Annotated in this window: 17 protein-coding genes; 6 read left to right on the forward strand and 11 right to left on the reverse strand. The window is 41.8% G+C overall.

Annotated features, from left to right (window positions below; genetic code table 11):
- Genes BFP97_RS15140 through BFP97_RS15150 form a run of 3 tightly spaced genes read left to right on the forward strand, consistent with a single transcriptional unit; the run spans nt 1 to nt 3,167 of the window.
- Nucleotides 1–1,029, forward strand: a complete 1,029-nt coding sequence (locus BFP97_RS15140; RefSeq protein ID WP_069843232.1) for a type IX secretion system membrane protein PorP/SprF — start codon at nt 1–3, stop codon at nt 1,027–1,029.
- Nucleotides 1,030–1,051: 22 nt separating this feature from the next.
- Nucleotides 1,052–1,540, forward strand: coding sequence for an asparaginase domain-containing protein (locus tag BFP97_RS15145; protein ID WP_069843233.1), 489 nt, complete (start codon nt 1,052–1,054; stop codon nt 1,538–1,540).
- Between the two features lies 1 nt (nt 1,541).
- Nucleotides 1,542–3,167: a S8 family peptidase gene (locus BFP97_RS15150; protein ID WP_255399471.1), complete on the forward strand. Its 1,626-nt coding sequence runs from the start codon at nt 1,542–1,544 to the stop codon at nt 3,165–3,167.
- Nucleotides 3,168–3,345: 178 nt separating this feature from the next.
- On the opposite strand, the gene BFP97_RS15155 is transcribed toward BFP97_RS15150, so the two are convergent.
- Nucleotides 3,346–5,733 carry an ABC transporter permease gene (locus tag BFP97_RS15155; protein ID WP_069843234.1) on the reverse strand — a complete coding sequence of 796 codons (2,388 nt, stop codon included), beginning with the start codon at nt 5,731–5,733 and terminating at the stop codon, nt 3,346–3,348.
- Between the two features lie 315 nt (nt 5,734–6,048).
- The gene (locus tag BFP97_RS15160; protein WP_069843235.1) at nt 6,049–6,546 is read right to left on the reverse strand and encodes a hypothetical protein; all 498 of its coding nucleotides are present in this window, start codon (nt 6,544–6,546) and stop codon (nt 6,049–6,051) included.
- A gap of 114 nt (nt 6,547–6,660) precedes the next feature.
- On the opposite strand from BFP97_RS15160, the gene BFP97_RS15165 reads away from it, so the two are divergent.
- On the forward strand, nt 6,661–7,032 hold the full coding sequence (locus BFP97_RS15165; RefSeq protein ID WP_069843236.1) for a SnoaL-like domain-containing protein: 372 nt from the start codon (nt 6,661–6,663) through the stop codon (nt 7,030–7,032).
- Between the two features lie 55 nt (nt 7,033–7,087).
- Here BFP97_RS15165 and BFP97_RS15170 read toward each other — a convergent pair whose 3' ends face one another.
- From BFP97_RS15170 to BFP97_RS15190, 5 genes are all read right to left on the reverse strand, one after another.
- On the reverse strand, nt 7,088–7,858 hold the full coding sequence (locus BFP97_RS15170; protein ID WP_069844338.1) for an SDR family NAD(P)-dependent oxidoreductase: 771 nt from the start codon (nt 7,856–7,858) through the stop codon (nt 7,088–7,090).
- 144 nt (nt 7,859–8,002) lie between these two features.
- Nucleotides 8,003–8,926: a helix-turn-helix domain-containing protein gene (locus tag BFP97_RS15175; protein ID WP_069843237.1), complete on the reverse strand. Its 924-nt coding sequence runs from the start codon at nt 8,924–8,926 to the stop codon at nt 8,003–8,005.
- A gap of 55 nt (nt 8,927–8,981) precedes the next feature.
- Nucleotides 8,982–9,827 carry an oxidoreductase gene (locus tag BFP97_RS15180; RefSeq protein WP_069843238.1) on the reverse strand — a complete coding sequence of 282 codons (846 nt, stop codon included), beginning with the start codon at nt 9,825–9,827 and terminating at the stop codon, nt 8,982–8,984.
- Nucleotides 9,828–9,851: 24 nt separating this feature from the next.
- On the reverse strand, nt 9,852–10,847 hold the full coding sequence (locus BFP97_RS15185) for an alpha/beta hydrolase (protein WP_221406611.1): 996 nt from the start codon (nt 10,845–10,847) through the stop codon (nt 9,852–9,854).
- Nucleotides 10,848–10,966: 119 nt separating this feature from the next.
- Nucleotides 10,967–11,872, reverse strand: a complete 906-nt coding sequence (locus BFP97_RS15190) for a helix-turn-helix domain-containing protein (protein ID WP_069843239.1) — start codon at nt 11,870–11,872, stop codon at nt 10,967–10,969.
- Nucleotides 11,873–12,134: 262 nt separating this feature from the next.
- Between BFP97_RS15190 and BFP97_RS15195 the strand changes: the two genes are divergently transcribed.
- The gene (locus tag BFP97_RS15195) at nt 12,135–13,322 is read left to right on the forward strand and encodes a hypothetical protein (RefSeq protein ID WP_069843240.1); all 1,188 of its coding nucleotides are present in this window, start codon (nt 12,135–12,137) and stop codon (nt 13,320–13,322) included.
- A gap of 2 nt (nt 13,323–13,324) precedes the next feature.
- Nucleotides 13,325–15,808: a tetratricopeptide repeat protein gene (locus BFP97_RS15200; RefSeq protein ID WP_069843241.1), complete on the forward strand. Its 2,484-nt coding sequence runs from the start codon at nt 13,325–13,327 to the stop codon at nt 15,806–15,808.
- Between the two features lie 127 nt (nt 15,809–15,935).
- Here the strand turns inward: BFP97_RS15200 and BFP97_RS15205 are convergent, their stop codons facing one another.
- The 4 genes from BFP97_RS15205 to BFP97_RS15220 all read right to left on the reverse strand — a co-directional run bounded on the left by BFP97_RS15205 (nt 15,936) and on the right by BFP97_RS15220 (nt 20,056).
- Nucleotides 15,936–16,385, reverse strand: coding sequence for a nuclear transport factor 2 family protein (locus tag BFP97_RS15205; protein ID WP_083262595.1), 450 nt, complete (start codon nt 16,383–16,385; stop codon nt 15,936–15,938).
- 63 nt (nt 16,386–16,448) lie between these two features.
- Nucleotides 16,449–17,348, reverse strand: coding sequence for a helix-turn-helix domain-containing protein (locus BFP97_RS15210; RefSeq protein ID WP_069843242.1), 900 nt, complete (start codon nt 17,346–17,348; stop codon nt 16,449–16,451).
- Between the two features lie 218 nt (nt 17,349–17,566).
- Complete coding sequence (locus BFP97_RS15215) at nt 17,567–19,063, reverse strand: SLC13 family permease (RefSeq protein WP_083262596.1); 1,497 nt, start codon at nt 19,061–19,063, stop codon at nt 17,567–17,569.
- Nucleotides 19,064–19,180: 117 nt separating this feature from the next.
- Nucleotides 19,181–20,056 (reverse strand): pirin family protein, encoded by an 876-nt coding sequence (locus BFP97_RS15220; protein ID WP_069843243.1) that lies wholly within the window; start codon nt 20,054–20,056, stop codon nt 19,181–19,183.
- Nucleotides 20,057–20,060 lie beyond the last annotated feature (4 nt).

Genomic DNA, 20,060 nt, shown 5'->3' on the forward strand with positions numbered 1-20,060 from the left:
ATGAAGAAAAGTCTACCACTACTAGCGGTGCTGGTACTCCTTTGCCTTTGCAAAAATTTACAAGCCCAAGACCCCCAATTTTCTCAGTTTTATGCCTCACCATTGTACTTGAACCCGGCCTTAACAGGCTCTACAGATCGAGCAAGGGTTGGTGTGAATTACCGAAATCAATGGCCGTCACTTACGCATTCTTTTACCACAATTTCGGCTTATCTGGACTACTTTTCTAAAGCTGCGGAGAGTGGTATCGGGGTGATCATTACAGAGCACAAAGAAGGCTTTCTTGACTTTAAGTCAAGTGAAGTAGGGTTGTTATATTCTTATAAGCTTAGAATTTCAGATGCCTTGATTATGAGGACAGGCATGCAGATGTCATATTTCAACAAGAACCTCAATTTTGAAGAGCTCGTATTCGGCAATCAAATCGACATTGACAATGGCCAGGTGATCGGACCGAGTGGAGAAGTTTTTGATCGTGGGGCAAGGGTCGACTTCTTGAGTGCTTCTGCAGGAACCCTTCTCTATTCGAGTGACACTTGGATAGGTTTTTCAATTCATCACATCAACCGGCCCAATCAATCATTCTTAGATCAAGAAAGTCGACTGGACCGGAAGTACTCTTTGCACGCTGGGTACAAACTGATGTTTTCAAAAGGCAGGCGGTTAAGAACCGTTTCTTACCAGTTTCAAGAGCGATCGGCAACGTTCGCAGTTAACTACAAATCTCAGGGAGGATTTCGGCAGTTAGATGCTGGAGTTCAGTTGTACTTTCAACCATTGGTCATTGGTGCATGGTACCGCGGAATACCGATTCAGAACGTCAATAAGGTGGCAAAGAATGAATCGATAATAGCCTTGTTTGGGCTCGAACTCAACCAAGACCTGTCTTTTGGTTATAGCTACGACTTTACAGTTTCTCAATTAGCTGGAGTAACGGGAGGCGCACACGAGTTCTCCTTGACATTGTCTTTCGGAAAGATCGTCAAAAGGACAAGAAGAGATACGATTTTACCATGTTTTAAGTATTAAACCTTCTCTTTATATTGGCTGAATGAAAGTTCTCTTTATTCAGACCGGTGGTACTATTGACAAGGATTACCCTAAAACCAATGCGGGATATGCCTTTGAGATAGACGAACCTGCTGTTTCCCGAATTTTGGAAAAGAGTTTCCCAGGCTTTCAGTTTGAGGTAAAGAGCCTTTTCAAAAAGGACAGTATGGATATGACCGATCAAGATCGTAATGAGCTCATGTCACTATTGTCATCCACTGAATATTCCAAGATTGTCGTAACCCATGGGTCAGACACCATGGTTCAAACCGCCCAACACATCGGTAATATAAAAGGGAAAACAATACTGTTCACAGGATCGTATAGGCCTCAACGATTTGCCGAATCTGATGCTGACTTTAATATCGGTGTGGCAGTCGGTGCTTTGAATGTTTTAACAGAAGGCACGCTTATTGCCATGAATGGTAAAATAATGGAGCCCGAGACATGTTATAAGCACCCAGAAACGGGCTTGTTCGAAACGAAATAATATGATTTTAAGAAATATGAGAAAAGTACTTTCAATGGCACTGCTGTGCCTTTCAATGTCTTTAGCAGCTCAAACCACTGCACCACCGAAGAACTGGTTTAACCTTGACCCTGTCGAAGACAAGGTGAATGGTGTGAGTACAGAAAGGGCTTATGAATACTTAAGAGGCAAGGAATCAAAGACAGTCATTGTCGCTGTAATTGACTCAGGCATCGACATTTTGCATGAAGACTTAAAAGATGTTGTATGGATAAATGAAGATGAAATTCCTGATAACGGTATTGATGATGACAATAATGGATATGTAGATGATGTCTACGGCTGGAACTTCATTGGAGGTAAAGATGGCACCAACGTCAATAGGGATTCTTATGCCTTAGCCAGAGAATATAAGAGACTAAAACCTATTTATGATGGGAAGACCAAAAGCGACTTTAAGAAGAAGGAGTTAGAGGGATTCAAGTATTGGGAAGAGGTTCGAAAAGAATTCGAAAAAGGATCTGAAGAGACGCTCGGTCAACTGCAATTATTAGAGAATGTAGATACACAGCTTAGAAGATTCAATAAGCTTTTTCAAGCCTACTTTATGATCGATTCTATCACCTATGATATTGTTCAGAAAGTGAGTTCTACAGACCAGACGGTACTTCAAGGGAAAGCGATTTTGTCCAGTGTTTATGAGGCTACAGACAAGAGCCTTGTTTTGGATAGCCTGATCTACTTCTTAGGCAAAGATCTTGAGCAAGTGACTACTCAGGCTGGTGCCTATGACTTAGAATTTGACCCCAGAGGAATTGTTGGAGATGACCCTAACAAGTTGGACGAAGTAGGATACGGAAACAATGACGTGATCGGCATCGGTACTAAGAACTTTCATGGTACACATGTATCAGGAATTATTGCAGCCAAGAGAGGCAATGGTCTAGGCATCGATGGAGTCGCTGATAATGTCAAAATTATGGCCTTGAGAGCTGTTCCTGATGGCGATGAGCGTGATAAGGATGTCGCTAATGCGATTCGTTATGCGGTAGACAATGGAGCCCAAATCGTCAATATGAGTTTTGGTAAGAGTTATTCAGCACATAAGGAGTATGTATATGAAGCAATTGAATATGCTGCTTCAAAAGGAGTCTTATTAGTACATGCTGCTGGCAACAGTGCAGAGAATATTGATGAAGCCAATAACTTCCCCAACGACTATATTGGAAAAAGAAAGAATATGCCTAACTGGATTGAGGTTGGTGCTTCGGATTCAGGTTTAGATGAAAACTACGTAGGAGTCTTCTCGAATTATGGTAAGAAGAATGTAGACGTTTTTGCTCCTGGTGTAGCCATTTACTCACTTGCTCCTGATAATGACTATCAAGATGCTCAGGGAACGAGCATGGCTTCTCCCGTGACCGCGGGCGTTGCAGCCATGCTGTTATCTTACTTTCCTGACTTGAAAGCTGAGCAAATTAAAGATATCTTGATCAGGTCTTCCAGAAGCCTAAAAGGGCTTACGGTTTCCGCTCCTGGATCTGGTGAAGACGTGAGATTTGGGGATCTATCAGTTTCCGGAGGAATCATCAATGCGGCTGAGGCGGTTAAGCTGGCCGAGTCAATGACCTTGAAGAAGAAGCGATAGACTATAACAACCGTCAGACTATTCGAAGCCGTGTGACGGTTAATACTAATTCGATATTAAAAAGAACGATCCGACCGCTTTGAGCGGTCGGATCGTTTTGGTTCTGAATGGTCAGATTTCTCCTATGGTCGAAATGACCTACGCGAGATAGGTTTATCTGGCAATAAGGATGAAGTACCTACTCGTATCGCAGAGAATCGACTGGATTCTTTCGTGCCGTTTTCACTACCAAACTACCCACTAGCAAGAAGGTCAATAACAGTGCAGCCAACAATCCGATAATGATTAGGCCTATATTAATAGCCGCCTGATACTCGAAATTCTGCATCCATTTAGAGATCACGAGATAGGCCAAGGGAGTAGCTATGACACCGGCCAAAGCGATCAGCTTTAAAGTACCCGAGTACATAAAAACGACAATTTGGCCGGACATAGCGCCCAATACTTTTCTAATTCCAATCTCCTTTCTTCTCTGACCTATATTAAAGGAAGTAAGACCAGTAAGCCCAATCAGCGAGATCAAGATGCATAACAAAGTCATAGAACTGATAAGCTTGTTCTGCGTTTGGTCAGCCTCGTATTGCGCCTGTAGTTGATCATTCAAGAGGCTATATTCCAGCGGATAATTAGGCAATACCTCATCCCACTTGGCTTTAATGACATCCAGTGCTTCGGACATTTGATCTTGATTGAACTTAACAATCAGGTTTCGGCCAGGCTGGGGGTTGTAGACAAAAACTAAAGGCTCAATTGGATTGTGAAGCGAAAAGAAGTTAAAGTCTCGCATTACCCCGATTACTTGTCCAGGTACTTCCTGATGGAAAAAGCCTAGTTTTTTTCCGATGGGATCTTCCCAACCAAGTAACTCTGCGGCTTTCTCATTAATCACGAAATACTGATTGCCACGCGTTTCTTCACCCGAATAAGTACGTCCTGCAGCCAGTGGAATTTCAAACGTCTCAAGGTAGTCCTCATCCCCATGAATGAATTTAAACTCTTGCTGAACCATCTCCCCCTCCTTATCGACCGTGAAGACAATTTGGCCAACACTAGTTCCAGCAATAAAATTGGAAGAGGTAACCTTTTGAATGCTTGGGCTAGCTTCAAAAGCATCTTTCAGTATCTGAGTTCTTGACTGTGAAACGGAATCCGCAGTATTGATTAAGAGAATTTGATCCTTGGAAAAGCCCATATCTTTTTTCTGCAAAAAGTCGATTTGATCTCGCATCAATAAAGTGCTCAGTAGTACACCGATCGAGATCACGAACTGAAATAATACCAATCCCTGACGGATCGTTTTGCCGTTTTTATTTGCTACCCAATTGCCTTTTAAGGCAGCGACTGTTCTGATTTTTGAAAGGTATAAGGCCGGGTAAAGGCCTGAAATGAGTCCCGTGAGACTGGCCACAGCAAAAGATACCAATAGGAGCTCAATGTTTTGAAGCAGGGTAAAATCGAAAGCAACACCCAACCATGTTTGCAAAGGTGTGTGGGCGATCATTAACCATACCATGAGTATAGATAGGCCGTATGCCAGATAAACCTGTACCAGGGATTCGATCAGCAATGAGGCTTTCAATTGTTGAAGGTTGGTACCTAAGACCTTCCGAATGGCAATTTCTTTGGCGCGGGCACCCGCACCCGCTGTAGATAAGTTGATATAATTAATACAGGCAAGCAGGAGGATCGCAAAACCAACGGATGAGAAAATAATCAGGTTGGTCGGGTTGCCCTTTGCAAAGTCATCATCGATTTGTTCGGCATCGTAATGAATCTCTGAGAGCCTTTGTAGCCTAATTTGATGTGAACCCTCGATTTGATTGCCAAAGGGCATGAAGTACTTTTCGTTGAATGCATCGAATTTTGCAAGAAAGCTTTCTTTGGTGGCTCCCGGTGTCAATCGGATGTATCCTGCGCAATCCGAATTCCATAAGACTTCGGAATTGAATACACCATCTTGGGTTGCCCACTCTCTTCCGTCAACACCACTCAGTAGTATTTCAAATTTGAAGTGAGAGTTCTTGGGAATGTCCTCAAACACGGCTGTTACCTTAAAGTCGTTTCCTTCTACTTTGATTACCTGATTAATTCCCGGAGCATTTCCAAAAAGCTTCTCCTTAAAAGCTTTTGAGATAATGGCTGACCTTGGCTCCGTTAAAGCACTTTTTGGGTTACCCGAGATAAGGTTTATTCCAAAGATGTCGAAGGCTCCCTGCTCCGAATAATACACTTGATCTTGAATGAAGATTTGTTGATCATATTCTATTTGAGAAGCATCCAATGGTCTGAATCGCGCATAACTGTCTATTTCAGGAAATTCTTCCTTGAGCATAGGATTTAACTCAGAGGCGGTATAGGCGGTATTGAATTCAACGGCTGGGGCCCTGAATAAGTGACTAACTCGATACACCCTTTCGTGATTAGGGTGATGCTTGTCGTAAGTCAATTCATTCTGAAGAAACAGGGTCAACCAAATGACCGCTGATAAACCGAGTGTGAGACCAAAAATGTTAAGAAAACTGAAGAGGCGGTTTTTCCATAAAACCCTAAGTGCAAATTTGAGCATGACCGGATACTTTTTTAACTAAAGACTTCGTTAAAGATAGCGTATCAATGCAAACGGCCAAACTTTTAACAAAAATTGGATGTTTCCTTATTGTTACCAAGTACAAAGGTTAATTAAGGTTAAAATAACCCCACCAATGAAACTTTTGGGCCAAATTTGCATCTATATAGTAGGGTTTGTGTAAGAGCAGTTGGTATGATTATTGAAAGACACAAACACAATTGAATTTTCAGAATTACAGTCAGTAATTCTCTTCATATATAGTTAGTAGTTTATTTGTTTAGTAACCCGAGGAGTAGTTAACCTCGGGTTTTTTTATGTCAAAGCCACTCTATGCTTAATCACTTGCTCATAGAAGTGGTGAATTCGAAACATTTGTTCGGCCCCTACCTTCTGGCCTGCCTGAGCAATCAGATACAAACCCAAGGCAACAGCTGCCATAATGGGTATGGCCCAGAGTATGGGAGCAGGCTTGTCGAGCATCAGTTGAGAAAGACCAAATACGCCAGCAAATAGTGAGAGTATACCGAGTGCCGCATAAGACATGAAGAATACTGCCCAGACACTTGGCTTCGGTCCGTAAAGTCCCCGAACCTCTAAATCATCTTCTGAATTTTCCTCAAGCGTCAAGGTTAGCTGAGGCGACCAATAGTGTCGCTCCTCTGGTCGGATTTTAATAACGCAGTATTGGTCGGAGACTAAGCCGCTGAATTCATTTTCGGCATCAAGTGCGGTTTGAATCCTGTTCTTGAAAGATTCAACGTTTTCTGGAACGCTTTCTTTAAATCTTGGCCTGATCCTAAGACTTGACATAGGAATAAAGTTAGCGAATGCATTGCAATTCCTGAAAGGCAGAAAAATATCTAATTATGTCCCCTCCCGTAAACATAGATCGTTACTATTCGAAACTTTTTAAACAATAACACTATGAGTATACTCGCTTTAGAACAAGAATTACAAACGATGATGGGTCAGGGCCAGATGTTAGAGGCTTTTGATAAATTTTATGCTGACAATGTGGTGATGGTTGAAGCCACAGGAGAAGTCAGAGAAGGCAAAGCCTATAATAGAGAATTTGAGGTTAAGTGGCTGGAGTCACTAGAAGGAATGCATGGGGGAGGTGTTACAGCCATGACAGCCAATGAAGAAACGGGCCATACCTGTACAGAAACCTGGGGGGACTTCAGTTTCAAAGGGGGCCAGCGTATGAAAATGGAAGAGGTATCTGTAAAGAAGTGGGAAGATGGAAAGGTTGTCCATGAACGCTTCTATTACAATGCCGCAGGTATGGAGCAATAGCAAAAAAGGCTCTCCATACTTAAATGGAGAGCCCTTTTTTCATTTTTAAGAACCATTATACAAACATACCTCCTGAGGCCTCTACGCGCTGTGCGTTAATCCATTTGGCATTGTCTGTCAATAGCATGGCAACAACCCCACCAATATCTTCCGGCATACCTACTCTTCCTAAAGCTGTGTTTTGGGCAATGATATCCCTCATGTGAGGATTGTTTTCAAAGGCTGCTGCATTAAAGTCTGTATCTATGGCTCCTGGGGCAACAGTGTTCGCATTGATACCTCTATTGCCGAGTTCCTTTGCGAGGTATCGGGTAAAGGTATCGATCGCGGATTTCATAGATGCATAGGCACCGTAACCCGGAATCGAGAATCTGGCGAGGCCAGAGCTAGTGTTGACAATGCTACCACCATCAGCCATTAGTGGGAGTGCTTTTTGAGTGACAAAGAAGGTTCCTTTGAAGTGCACGTTGATCAGGTCATCCACATATTCTTCTGGGATACTTTCAATGAGTCCCGCTCTTTCTATGCCCGCATTGTTGACCAAAAAGTCGAAGGAATCTCGACCCCAGACCTTTTGTAGTTCGTCTTTGACTTGACCGAAGAATGTGTCAAAAGATTTCGTATCAGCCACATCTAATTGTAATGCTATGGCTTTGCTACCCAGTGCTTCTATTGCTTTGAGAGTTTCTTCAGCCTCAGCCTGCTTGCTTCTGTAGGTGATGATTAAATCTCCCCCTAAACCAGCGATGGCCAGTGCTTCATTTTTACCCAAACCTCGACTTCCTCCTGTAACTAATGCGATTTTTCCTTGTAATTGATTTTCCATGATTTTATGATTTTCGTTTTGTTTCAATGTTTATATCACAAAGAAACGGCAGGTCATAAGCATGGGTATGACGGATTTTAAAGAGCGAATGACGGATTTCTAAGAAGACTTAAAAACCTCAAGGTAACAATTGGAAAAAGTCAATTATTGTCCCTTGCGATAGGTTCCTGGAGTGATCCCTAGGTGCTTTTTAAAATAGCTATTGAAGTGCGTTGCTTCCGAAAAACCCAATCGATGGGCGATCTCTTTTCCGGTCAAGGAGGTGTTCTTAAGTAGAGACTGAGCCTCGGCAATCAACTTTTCAGTAATCCATGTGTTTACCGATTTGCCAGTCTTGCTTTTGATCACATTACTCAAATAGTTGGGGTGAAGGCTTTGCGCGTTGGCATAGTCTTGTACCTGAAAGTGAAATTCATGCTGTCCGGCCGATAGCTCTCGAAAGTATTTTTCCAGGTGTTGTTTAAAAACTTTTACAATCTGAGAGCTCCGATCACCCTCTTCGATCGGATTATAGCTCTCCCAAAACTGATCCTTGATCTTAAGGAGTAAGACTACGAAGAGGTTGCCCAGGATCTTGTTTTTGTAAGGGGAATCTGATTGGTACTCTTTTTCTATCTGAAGATAGAGGCTCTCGAAGGGCTCGAACTCTTCTGGTGATAATGTATTTGGTGGTACGGTTTCGGCCAGCAAAAAAGGAAATTCTGCAAAGATGTCTTGATGCACATTTTCCTTTAAAAAGGCCTCAGTAAGCGTAATGATATAGGCTTCCTCAAGCATTTGCAGATCGAAGGCTTTGATGTGACCGGGGTTAGTGAAGTAAATGGTGCCAGGAGCTGTGGTGAATACTTGGTCATCCGTGGTGTAGGTCCCTCGGCCATTTTTGACAAAGACGAAGGAGTAGTAATTCGCCCGAAATGTGGGAGAAGTGAAGGGCAACTCAGGGTGAATCTCTTTGAGGTTGTGGATGGTAAAATCCAAGTCTTGCTCAATGGGTAAATTGAGCGCCCGATAAAGGTCTGCAATGCTGTTATGAATGATCAGGGATGACACAGTAACAAGTTGCACCATTTAGTGATTAAATCAAATGCAGAAATCTATCGAGCGCTTTGTATACAAGGCTTTGTTAAGCTGAAACTTTGGTATCTAAGCCTACATGCTCCCAAGCTTTCATTTCAGCCAGCAAGGCTTCACTGTGATCGCGAACGGCATTGATGGAGTCTTCCCCCAACTGTAACCTTAGTGGAGTATTATCTGCAAGCAAGGCTTTGTCAATGGCAATGGCTGCCTTGGCAGGGTCTCCTTCTTGGGTTTGGTCCATACTCTGGGCAAACTCACGGGTTCCTCCAACGATGTCTTTATAGGCGTCCATCTCAGGCATATGCTTTAAGGCACTGCCTGCAAAGTCAGTTCTGAAGGCGCCTGGCTCCACAATCATCACCTTGATGCCAAAGGGGCCCACTTCTTGTGCTAAAGCCTCTGAAGCACCTTCCAAAGCAAATTTAGATGCAGAGTAAGGTCCAAAGCCTCCGAAAGACATTTGGCCACCCATGCTGCTCATATTCACAATGGCGCCAGACTTTTGATCTCTCATATGGGGTAACACAGCTTTGGTGACCGCGATCGCCCCAAAGAAGTTAGTTTCCATTTGGGCTCTAAGTTCGTCTTCTGGCGTTTCTTCCACAGCTCCAACTGTCCCATAACCGGCATTATTGATAAGTACATCAATCTGGCCGAAGCGCTTCATGGCTTTGTCGACAGCTTCCTCAATTTGAGAATTATCAGTGACGTCCATTTTCGGTGCGAGTACCTGATTTGGGGCTAAGGCTTCTAGTGCAGCCAGCTTGTCCAGCCTTCGTGCCGTAACCACCACATTGTAGTTTTGAGAGATGGCATATTCTGCAAATGCTTTTCCAAAACCGGCCGAGGCGCCAGTGATAAACCATACTTTATTTGTTTCTGTATTTTCCATTTTCTTATGTTTTAAGGTGTCTAATTATTTGTTTAGTGTTTGGCGGAAGAAGTCAGCGGCATGTTTTGAGGAGCGGTCCACCTGATCTTTCTGGTCGTAGAAGTCAAAGTGATTTCCATCCAACCAAACCAGCTCTTTTTTTCCTTTTAGTTGCTCATAGAACAGCTTGGCATTATCGGGTAATGCACTGCCATCGGAATGAATGATCATGGCTGGAGTTTCGATTTGGTCTGCCTTACTAATCGGATCAAAATCCAACCAGGTGTTCCAACTCATCACCGAAAATTCATTCTTCCATTGAGGCACACCACCACCACGATGGGTGTCCATATAGTATTCCATCGGGCCTACATGAGAGGCGGTCTGATCGTGGTCCGAGTATGCCGGTATGATCTCGTTGACTCCGTTATTTTGATAAGCCTCTTTGGCATTTACTCCTTTAGATCTAAGCGTTTTCAGGTTCTCTTCTCCTCCGTAGAGAAGAGGAAGTGTTTCTGCATTTGGAAGCCAGGCCGCAATGGTTACAAAGGCTTTTAATCGTTTATCTTGAGCAGCTAAGTATGCCATATTACCCCCGGCAGTACATATTCCTAAACCTCCCACGGATTCAACGTAGTCCAGGTTTACCAAATAGGAAACTGCAGCCTCAAGGTCTCTTAGCTTCAATTCTGGGTCTTCATACTGTCTTATTTCTCCCTCACTTTCTCCATAGTTTCTGAAATCAAATGACAAAGTGATAAAGCCTTGCTTTGACAATCGATCGGCATAAGTATCTGCCATTTGCTCTTTAACTGATGTCAGCGATCCGGCTACTACGACAGCGCGGTATTGCTTTTTAGGATCAAATCCTTCTGGAAGGTGTAGGTGTCCTGCAAGCTTGAGGCCATCGCTTTTAAATTCAATATTATTCTTACCCACTTTTAAATCTTTAGTATTCATAGGATTGTTGTTTTCTCTGTTTAAGTCTGCTCCAAGCCATAAGGTGGTTGCGAGCAAAATGATTGAACTGATGTATTTCATGATTTCCTTGTTTTAATTTCTATTACAAAGAACGGGGTGCTGGATGCGGCAGCATTGCACAGAATTCCGTAGGGATTGCACGGATTTCGGAGATTCAATGAAAAGTGGATGGAGAGCTTCTAAGCCTTTCGAAATTCGGCAGGAGAGGTATTGGTCACCTTCTTAAAAAGCCTGTTGAAATAGGAAGGGCTTGAAAAGCCCATATAATACCCTACTTCCTTTACACTCATGTCGGTGGTGAGCAGTAGCTTTTGTGCCTCTTCGATTAAGACTTGATTAATGTGCTCAATGGGGCTTTGACCTGTTGCATTTTTAATCGTTTCAGAAAGGTGCTTTGAACTTATGGCTAAGTCCTCAGCAAAATCCGACACACTTTTATGATCCGTGATCAATCCAGAGCCGACAGCGAGGGCATAGTTTCGGAGCTCTTTTTTAAATCGATCGGGGAGCGCGAGTTGTAGGCCTTGTTCTTCTTCTTCGAGTGTTTCTCTTTCGTAAAACCTAAGGCAATGACTTAAGATTAGCGCCAGATGTGATTTAATTACAGATACACTATGCTTGGTATTGGCTTGATACTCTTCATCAACCTCCTGAAAGAGTGCCAGTATCTTTTCAGCTTCATTTGGCTTAAGCTTAAAAGCGGGAGTAAACTTCTGAAAGAAAGGAAAATCAGGAAGTAGTTTGAACTGATCCAGGGCCATCGTATAAAATGATTCTGAAACAGAAAGGTAGTACCCACTCCAATTCTTAGGTACTTGCCATTGAATGATTTGACCTGGCTGATTGAAAAACAAAGTGAAGTTATCGAGGTCAAAGACCTTTCCTCCAGAACTCACTTTTCCACCTCCAGAAGCCAAAAGTGCTATTTGATAAAAGCCATGGCGAAATGCCGGCATGGATAACCGTACCGTCTTCATATTTTCCTCAAAACTCCTGACATCAAAATCGCTGTACTTTGGCAGAGGAATGTTGATGGCCTGATTATAGCGATCAATGGTTTGGTAAAAAGGAATACTGGAGAACACCGTATAAAAATAAAGCCTGTCTACCAGAATAGACAGGCTTTAAATTAAAAGATGAAATCAGATTACCTGATTGATTCTCGTGTATAGGACTTGTTGATAATTTTCCAGCCATCTTTCAGCAACCGCACTCAGTGGGAGAAACCTTATCCTTAAATAATCATTATTCAGAACGAATTATTGAAGCCCGAAGTGTTAATTTGGATTTTTTAAAAACATGCGATAAATTTAACGCAAGATAAAATCATCTTAAGATAAATTTGGTATGGCAATAGCATCGCACGGTTCAACAAAGAAGGCAGAAGATATAATTGGTAGAGGTCAAGAAATGACCCATTACTGGAAGATACTTGAGAAACAGAGCCTGTTGCTATCTTCTGTGAGAAGGATAGGCAAAACGTGTATTTTAAGAAAGATGTGCGATCAACCAGCAGATGGTTGGGTTGGTGTCGAATACTTCGTTCAAGGCAAAATATCACCGGAAGAATTTACCTATGATTTATATAAACTACTAAAGAGCCAAGGAATCCTCAAGCATACTAAATGGAAAAGTATTTCCGACTGGGGTCAAAAAAACCTAGGAGATAAAGACTTTGGAAGTTTTAAGATTCCATCATTTAAGGGTAAGTGGAAGGACCTTCTTACCGATATAGTTCGAAAGGTTGCAGAATCTGATCTAAAATTGGTGATTATGATTGATGAACTGCCTCTGATGCTGTGGGAACTGATGAACAAGGGAAAAGAGCAAGCAGAAAGTGCAATGGAGTTATTAGATATTCTAAGAACACTAAGAGTTGCACATGAAGCTAACTCTAATCTGAGGTTTATTTTTTGTGGCTCTATAGGAATGGGGATAGTACTTCAAAAGTTCAAAAATGAGTATAAATATATGGGCCAACCTACCAACAACATGAAAATTGAGACAGTGGTTGAAATGAGTGAGCCCGATAGTGTAGAGCTTTGCAAATACTTTCTGGAAGACTATCCTCATGACCTCGAGCACGATTTGCTCATAAGTAAGATACAAGAGATCACCGACAGGATACCCTACTATATAGAAATGGCATTTGACTTTTTTCAGAAGAAAGGAATAGACCGTCCAGCTCCGGAAGATGTTGTATCTGCTTTTAATGAAGCATTGAATGATCCCAATGAGAGCCATCAATTCTCACATTTCTCCGAACGTATTGAAGTATACTATGAAGAAACTGAGATTGTCTTAGCAGATCATATTCTCAATTATTTATGCAGAACGAAGGAACCGATCAATGAAACTCTAATCATTAACGCTGTAAAAACTCAAACATCTGATTCAAATGAAAAGCAGGTTAAAGATGTACTGACTAAACTATGGAAAGACTTATGTATTGATAGAGAAATAAGAGATGAAGGACGACATTATAAATTTAAATTTAACCTGATCCGTAAGTGGTGGAAAATTAACAAGGCATAATTATGGCTTATGTATTCAACAGCAAAATAGAGAATCCGGATCGATTAGAACGGATGCTTGTAGCAAGGAAGTCCCTTGTAGATTTACTAGAGAAAAAGGCAAACGCACTCATTGAAAAAGGTACTCTTTCTCAATCTTTACTTATAGGGCCAAGAGGTAGTGGAAAGACCCATATGCTCAGAGTCTTTTTTAACCGCATTTGGAATCACCCCAAAAAAGATAAGAAGATTGTTATTGCGTATATGGTTGAAGATGAGTACGGGATAGATACATTCCTGGACCTATTAATACGGATTTTCAATGCTTTTATGCGATGGTATGATGATGAATCAACAAAGAAACTCTTCTCTGAAATAGAGAAATTAAAGAGAACACCTCCTGATACTCGTCAAACACTAGCAATTGAAATCCTAAACAATTACCTCGATGGTAGAGACCTTCTTATAATCATTGAGAATTTAAATGAGGTTTTTCAGGGTCTTGGTAAATTGGGTCAATCTCAACTTAGGGATTATGTCCAACAATATAATAATGTAGCATTCTTTGGCTCATCTCAAGCTTTATTTATTGACATTCAGAAGGAGGATAAACCATTTCAAAACTTTTTCAACATAACTCATCTTAAGAAACTCACTTACGAAGAAGCAATGAGTTTAGTAAATACCTTGGCTGAAGAGGACAAACACGAAGAGTTTAAAACCTTCTTAGAGACGCCAAGGGGAAAGGCCAATGTACATGCAGTGTATGATCTTACCCAAGGCAACCACAGGCTATTGGTTACCTTTTTTGATTTTTTGAAAGCAGAATTTAAGTCAGACCTGGCAGAGGCCTTCTTACACACAATTGATAAATTAAAGCCTTATTATGAGTCTTATTTCAAACTGCTCTCACCTCAACAACAGAAAATAGTGCAGTATTTGAGTAGTGAGCGTCATGCTGTGACTGGGAAGGAGGTTTCTCTTAACTGCTTTATTGCGCATACTACTATCAGTAAGCAAATGTCCGAGTTACAAAGGTTAGGGTATGTCGAAAGCAACAAAATTGGAAAGGATGCCTACTATGAAATAGCCGAACCAATGCTTCGAATAGCTTTTGAGGTCAATGAAAATAAGAAAGGTATAGTATCTATTTTTATAGACTTTCTCACACAATTGTATGAGGTTGAAGAAATAACTAAGAGGTACTTAAAATATAAGCACATGTCAGCTTTTCAAACTGACCCTCTCCGGAAAACTACTTATGAAAAGGAGGCATTTCTCTATAAACAAGCCTTAGGTAATTCAAATCAATTTGACCTTCAGGAGTTGGAGGACAGAATATCACAAATCGTATCTTCAAAAGAAAGGGAAGAATTTATAGCGTCAATTTCACTTAAAAGAAAGGAAAGTTTAAAGGGTTATGATGAACAAATCGGAAAGCTTATTGATGATGAGAACTTTGAACAAGCTCTTGAGTTATCGTTGGAGATATTGGATGAATCTCCGGATGATTCCCTTGCCTTATCCGCGGCAGGTTTCAGCTATGTTGCGCTAGGGAATCTGTCTAAGGCAAAAGAAGTTTATAACAAGGTAGTTAAACATAAACCAAAAGACTCTAATGCTTGGAATGTACTTGGTTCTATACATTCTTCTGAGGATGAGCTTGAAAAAGCGATTCAAGCTTACAATAAATCAATCGAAACTGATGATAAAAATTATGATTCATGGTTTCAGCTTGGAAAAATATACCACGAGATAAATGACTTTGACAGTTCTGAAAAGGCACTTCAGGTAGCTGTGACTTTGACAGAAGAAGATGGTTATGGTTGGTTTAAGCTTGGTAATTTACAAAGAGTTCAGAAACTATATAATAAAGCCATAGTCTCTTTTAAAAGGTCATTAGAATTGGAACAAGGTCAGTATGAAACGTGGAATAACTTGATTTTGACCTATATGGATGAAAATGACTATCAAGCAGCTGAGTCCATTTTGAAGAAAGCTCTAAAAACCTTTCCCGATCATGAGCACATCAGTTCGCTAAATACGTACTACTATACTCAAATCAATGAGAAGAAAGATTTTTTAAGATACTTTAGAGACTGGTTGAAGTTGGCTGCCAAGCAGAAAGTTGAAGAACTTTATCAGTTCCACTCATTAACCATGTCCATACTCTTGTTCAACTCAAGAGACTTCATTGAGAGTTTTATAAATGACGGCTACCAGTTGATGACTGAATATCAACTAGAATCAAATTTGGAAAAGAACATTCTATCAGCAGTTTTTGATCTACTATCGCTTCATGATGAATTAGATCAAGATCATATCATTATGATCGGTGAGATAATCAAAGAATCCAAACTACCAAAAAATGTATCTGAAGAATGGCTGAAATATGCCGATGTGGGTATAAAGTATTTTTATGAAGCTGATAGTAGGGCCTTATTTGAGCTGGCAAAGGAAGAAAGAATGCTCTTCCTCAAGTTTACAGAAGTATTAGAGGATGAATAGTCCATTAAACTTGTCAGGCTCTTAAACACTTCTACAAAGAATTAGCTCATCACCATTGTGGATAAGGTTTGGTGTTTAAACAATTCCAAGAAAGGGAATGGAATCTCTCTTGGAATTGTTTAGGCAATTACCTAATCGCTTCTCGGGTAAAAGACTTATTGATAATTTTCCATCCGTCCTTAAGCTTGAGCAAAAGCATATAGTCGGTGAACTTTGTGTTCCCCGAAATGATTTCAACCTTGGCGTGGGCTGCATTGTTGACAATATCGATTGATACAATCTTTCCTACCCTGTCTCTGGCCTGACCTTCCTTGAAGTAACCAATATACTCGGCAATGGGTAGTCTTTTTTGAGTGCCATCAGGGTTGACCGAGTATAAAGCGGCCGTTTCGGTAAAGGCCCTTTTAATACGAGCAACTTGCCCTTTTGAGGTACCCTCCATATAATCCATCAATGTGGCTTCAACAGCAGCCTTGTCAGACTGTGCATAGGTGACTAGGCTCATGCCTAGAATAGCGAACAATGTGAGGGTCAACCTTCTCACGTTTCTTGGTTTTGTGTTTTTGATCTCATTCATAGACTCTAGATAGCCATGATATCAATAGGAAGCGCGGTTTTGCGATAAAGCAGAACTTCTGCTTTATAAACTTGAAGTCTTACTGCGGTATCCGGCAGGGGTCAGACCAGTAGCTTTTTTGAATGTGGTATGGAATGTTGAGGGGGAATTGAACCCACAATCGAAACCGATGGCTTCCACTGTCAAGTGATGCTCCGTTTGCAATAGCTTCTTGGCGATTTCGACTCTATATGAATTCATCAACTGAGAGAAGTTCTGTTGAAGCTGATCATTGATAAAGGCTGAGAACTGGTGTGTCGACAAACCAACCATTTTTGCCAGCGCGGGCATTTTGAGGTTTGGATCCTTGTAAAGCTCATCCTCTAAAATCTTGGATCGAATTTTTTCGCTCAACCGATCGACCTCGGCTTGTGGCATTGACTTGACTTCAGCCTTGGATTTTTTATTAGCAACAACCTGTTTTCGGTTCGTAATGAGTAGCCAGGCCAAGAGGTATACTAAGAACGAGAAGGTAAGTGAACCGGCAATGTAAGAGGTAAAACTGGAGGTATAGTACGCAAGCCATACCAAGGAAACCCCAAAAACGACCCCATAGGTCCAGTATTCCTCGGCAAAGGGTTTCTTGATGAAAAACCGTTGTTTAATTAGCAAATAGATAGCAGCTAGAATATAAAGGCCCCAGTAGACATAAATTCCGCGAACGATTTTATTACTCCAGAAAGCTCTGTTTTCTGCGTAAGACTCATAGAAAATAGCGTATGCAGCCAGTAACACCATTGGGATCAGATGTAAAAGACTCTTGGTGTCAAAAGCCTTTTCACCACTGATTTGTGACTTGGTGAAGTAATAACACATCGGTCCAATGGCCGCACAGCCTAGAAGTCCGAGGAGGATGTAGTTCTCATTTAATCCACTGTCAAAATAGAAGAATACCGATTTGCCGATTCTTATGACAAGCGCCATCAAGAGCAGGCCAAGGTAGATATTGGTGTATGATCGGCCCTTCTTGCTGAAAAGGAAATAGCTTGTTAAAAAGACTCCATTGAAGACTCCAAGCAGGCTAAAAACAAATAGATATTCTCTTGAGATGGTACTAGGGTTTATACTTAAAGATAGATATACGTGCGGATCAAAATCGCATTACTTTCCTTTTTGTTAATCCCTAAAATAGGAATTTAGGCTTACCCCAAGAAATCGAGCCAAAACCCAATGATTTGAGGACCCAATAGACCAATAAGCAATACCGCCATCAGACTGACAAAGCCTCCAATTTTAACGAAATCCTTGGTCTCAACAATTCCCTTGGCATAGGCAATAGCATTTGGGGGTGTACTAATGGGGAGGGCCATAGCGGCACTTGACGCGAGTGCTATAGACAAGCCATAATAAACCACTTGGTGATCAGGCCCACCAGTGGCCATGGTAGCCAGTGATATACCCAAAGGGATGATCAAATTGGCTGCGGCAGTGTTCGACATGAAGATGCTTAGCAGCACGGTGGCCAAAACCAGAAGAACAAAAACAAAGGATGAGGTTGCGGGTATTAAGGCAACCAACTCTTTGTCAAGCCCGCTCAGCTTCATACCCAAACCTAAAGCAATACCGCCCGCAATTAGTGCCAAAATGTGCCATTCCAAACTGTTGTAATCTTTACGATCAATGATGCTGGTTGCAGTGAAAATCACCACGGGCAATAGTGCCGTTACGGCAGAAGGCAAGCCATGCCATTGATCGGTGAGCCAGAGTAGAATGGTGCTTGAAAAAACCAAAATCACGAACCAACCTCTTGGTTGAATTCTCTGACTATCTGCTTTTAGTTGCAGGCCTTTGGTAGGAGATTTGTAAAGCCGGCTGATCACCAGCCAAGACAAGAATAGCAAAATTAAAACTAGGGGGACTCCTATGATCATCCAACTTAAAAAGTCTACTTCAATGCCCTCATTTCTTAAAAAACCGATGGCCACAGCATTGGGTGGAGAACCTATTGGCGTTCCCATACCACCGATATTGGCAGCGCAGGGAATACACAGCACCAAACCTTTGCGCAAGGGATCTCCTGTCGGCATATTGATGATAAGTGGAGAAACCAGCGTAATCATCATGGCTGTTGTCGCTGTGTTGCTCATGAACATGGAGAATACAGCTGTGATAAGCATCAAACCTAGAAGGACCATACCCGGCTTATTACCGAAAACTTTAAGAATACTGCTGGCCAATGCCCGATCGACCCCTTCTTTGACCGCTGCTCGGGCAAGGATAAAGCCTCCTAGGAAAAGGATGAGAATGGGATCGGCAAAGGGACTCAAAATTTCTCGAAAGTCTGGGTTGTTGCCAGATTCAAAACCAACGCCAAGCCATTCACCAGGGTTTGCCAATAGTATGATTTGTAAACCGATCGCCAAAAGGGCAGTAGCAAATAGGGGTAAGGCTTCCGTCACCCATAGCAATGCTGACAGCACAAAAACACCAGCCATAAAGGCTACTTCTTGTGGTTGATGATTGAGTAGAATGAAGACGGTAATGGCAGACAAGACTGTACTGCCTAAGAACATAAGCAAATGTCTCGAAAGCAGTGGCCGCGGTACATAATCGAGTAACTCCCTGAAATAGGCTCTGTCTAATTCAAACCGGAGGTGAATTCGCTCGAATAACTTTCGCCTTTTCCTTTTGATCTTCATGATTGACCGCTAAGATGGGTCATTGAAAATATCAAAAGACTGACCTAAATCAGCTTATTGGGGCGGTTAGGATTGCAATCGATTGTATTTTAAAATTTTTGCAAAGGGGCGGAGAAACTAGGATCCAGGAAGAGGAATATATCCAGATTCTCCAGGAACCATTTCGAATTTCTGGTCTTTCCAGTTTTGTTTTGCTTCCTCGATCAGATCCTTTTCAGTAGAAACGAAGTTCCAGTAGATGTGCCTTTCTTCCGCAAAAGGCTCTCCTCCGAATAGGAACACATGCGTGTTTTCACCGAGAACAATTTTGCAGATATCTTCTTCTTTCGACACCAGCATATTCCCTTTATCAATGCGTTCACCACAAGCTTCTATGTAACCATCCACTATAACGATACCTACTTCGCCTTTGACTTGGCCCTTTACATCAAGTACGGCCTTGTCTTTTGCTTTGGCTTCTACCATAAACAGGTGAGAGTAAACCGGAACGGGAGATTCTTTTCCATAGCCCTTACCTGCCACCAAAGTAAAGTCAATGCCACTCTCAGACCACCGAGATAGTTGATCGGCCGGTGTAAATGAGAATTCAGGCTTCATTTTTTGCAGGGCCTTGGGCAAAGCTACCCAAATCTGATAACCATGAACTGGATATTGCCCTCCATCTCGAAGCGCAGCAGGCGTTCTTTCTGTGTGCACAATGCCTCTACCAGAAGTCATAAACCCTACTGATCCTGGAGTGACCAACTGTTCAGTGCCCAGCGTATCTCTGTGCATAATTTGCCCTTCGAGCAAATAGGTCAAAGTGGAAAGCCCTATGTGTGGGTGTTGACCAATGTCCATATAATGACCTGGCTTTATGGTAGAAGGTCCCATATGGTCAATGAAAATGAACGGACCAACCATCCTTTTTTTACGGAAAGGGATCAGTCTGCCGACAAGGAAGTCACCGATATCTCGACTACGTTCTTCTATGATTAATCCGGTATTTGACATCTTG

It is taken from the genome of Roseivirga sp. 4D4, from assembly GCF_001747095.1.
Classification (GTDB): domain Bacteria; phylum Bacteroidota; class Bacteroidia; order Cytophagales; family Cyclobacteriaceae; genus Roseivirga.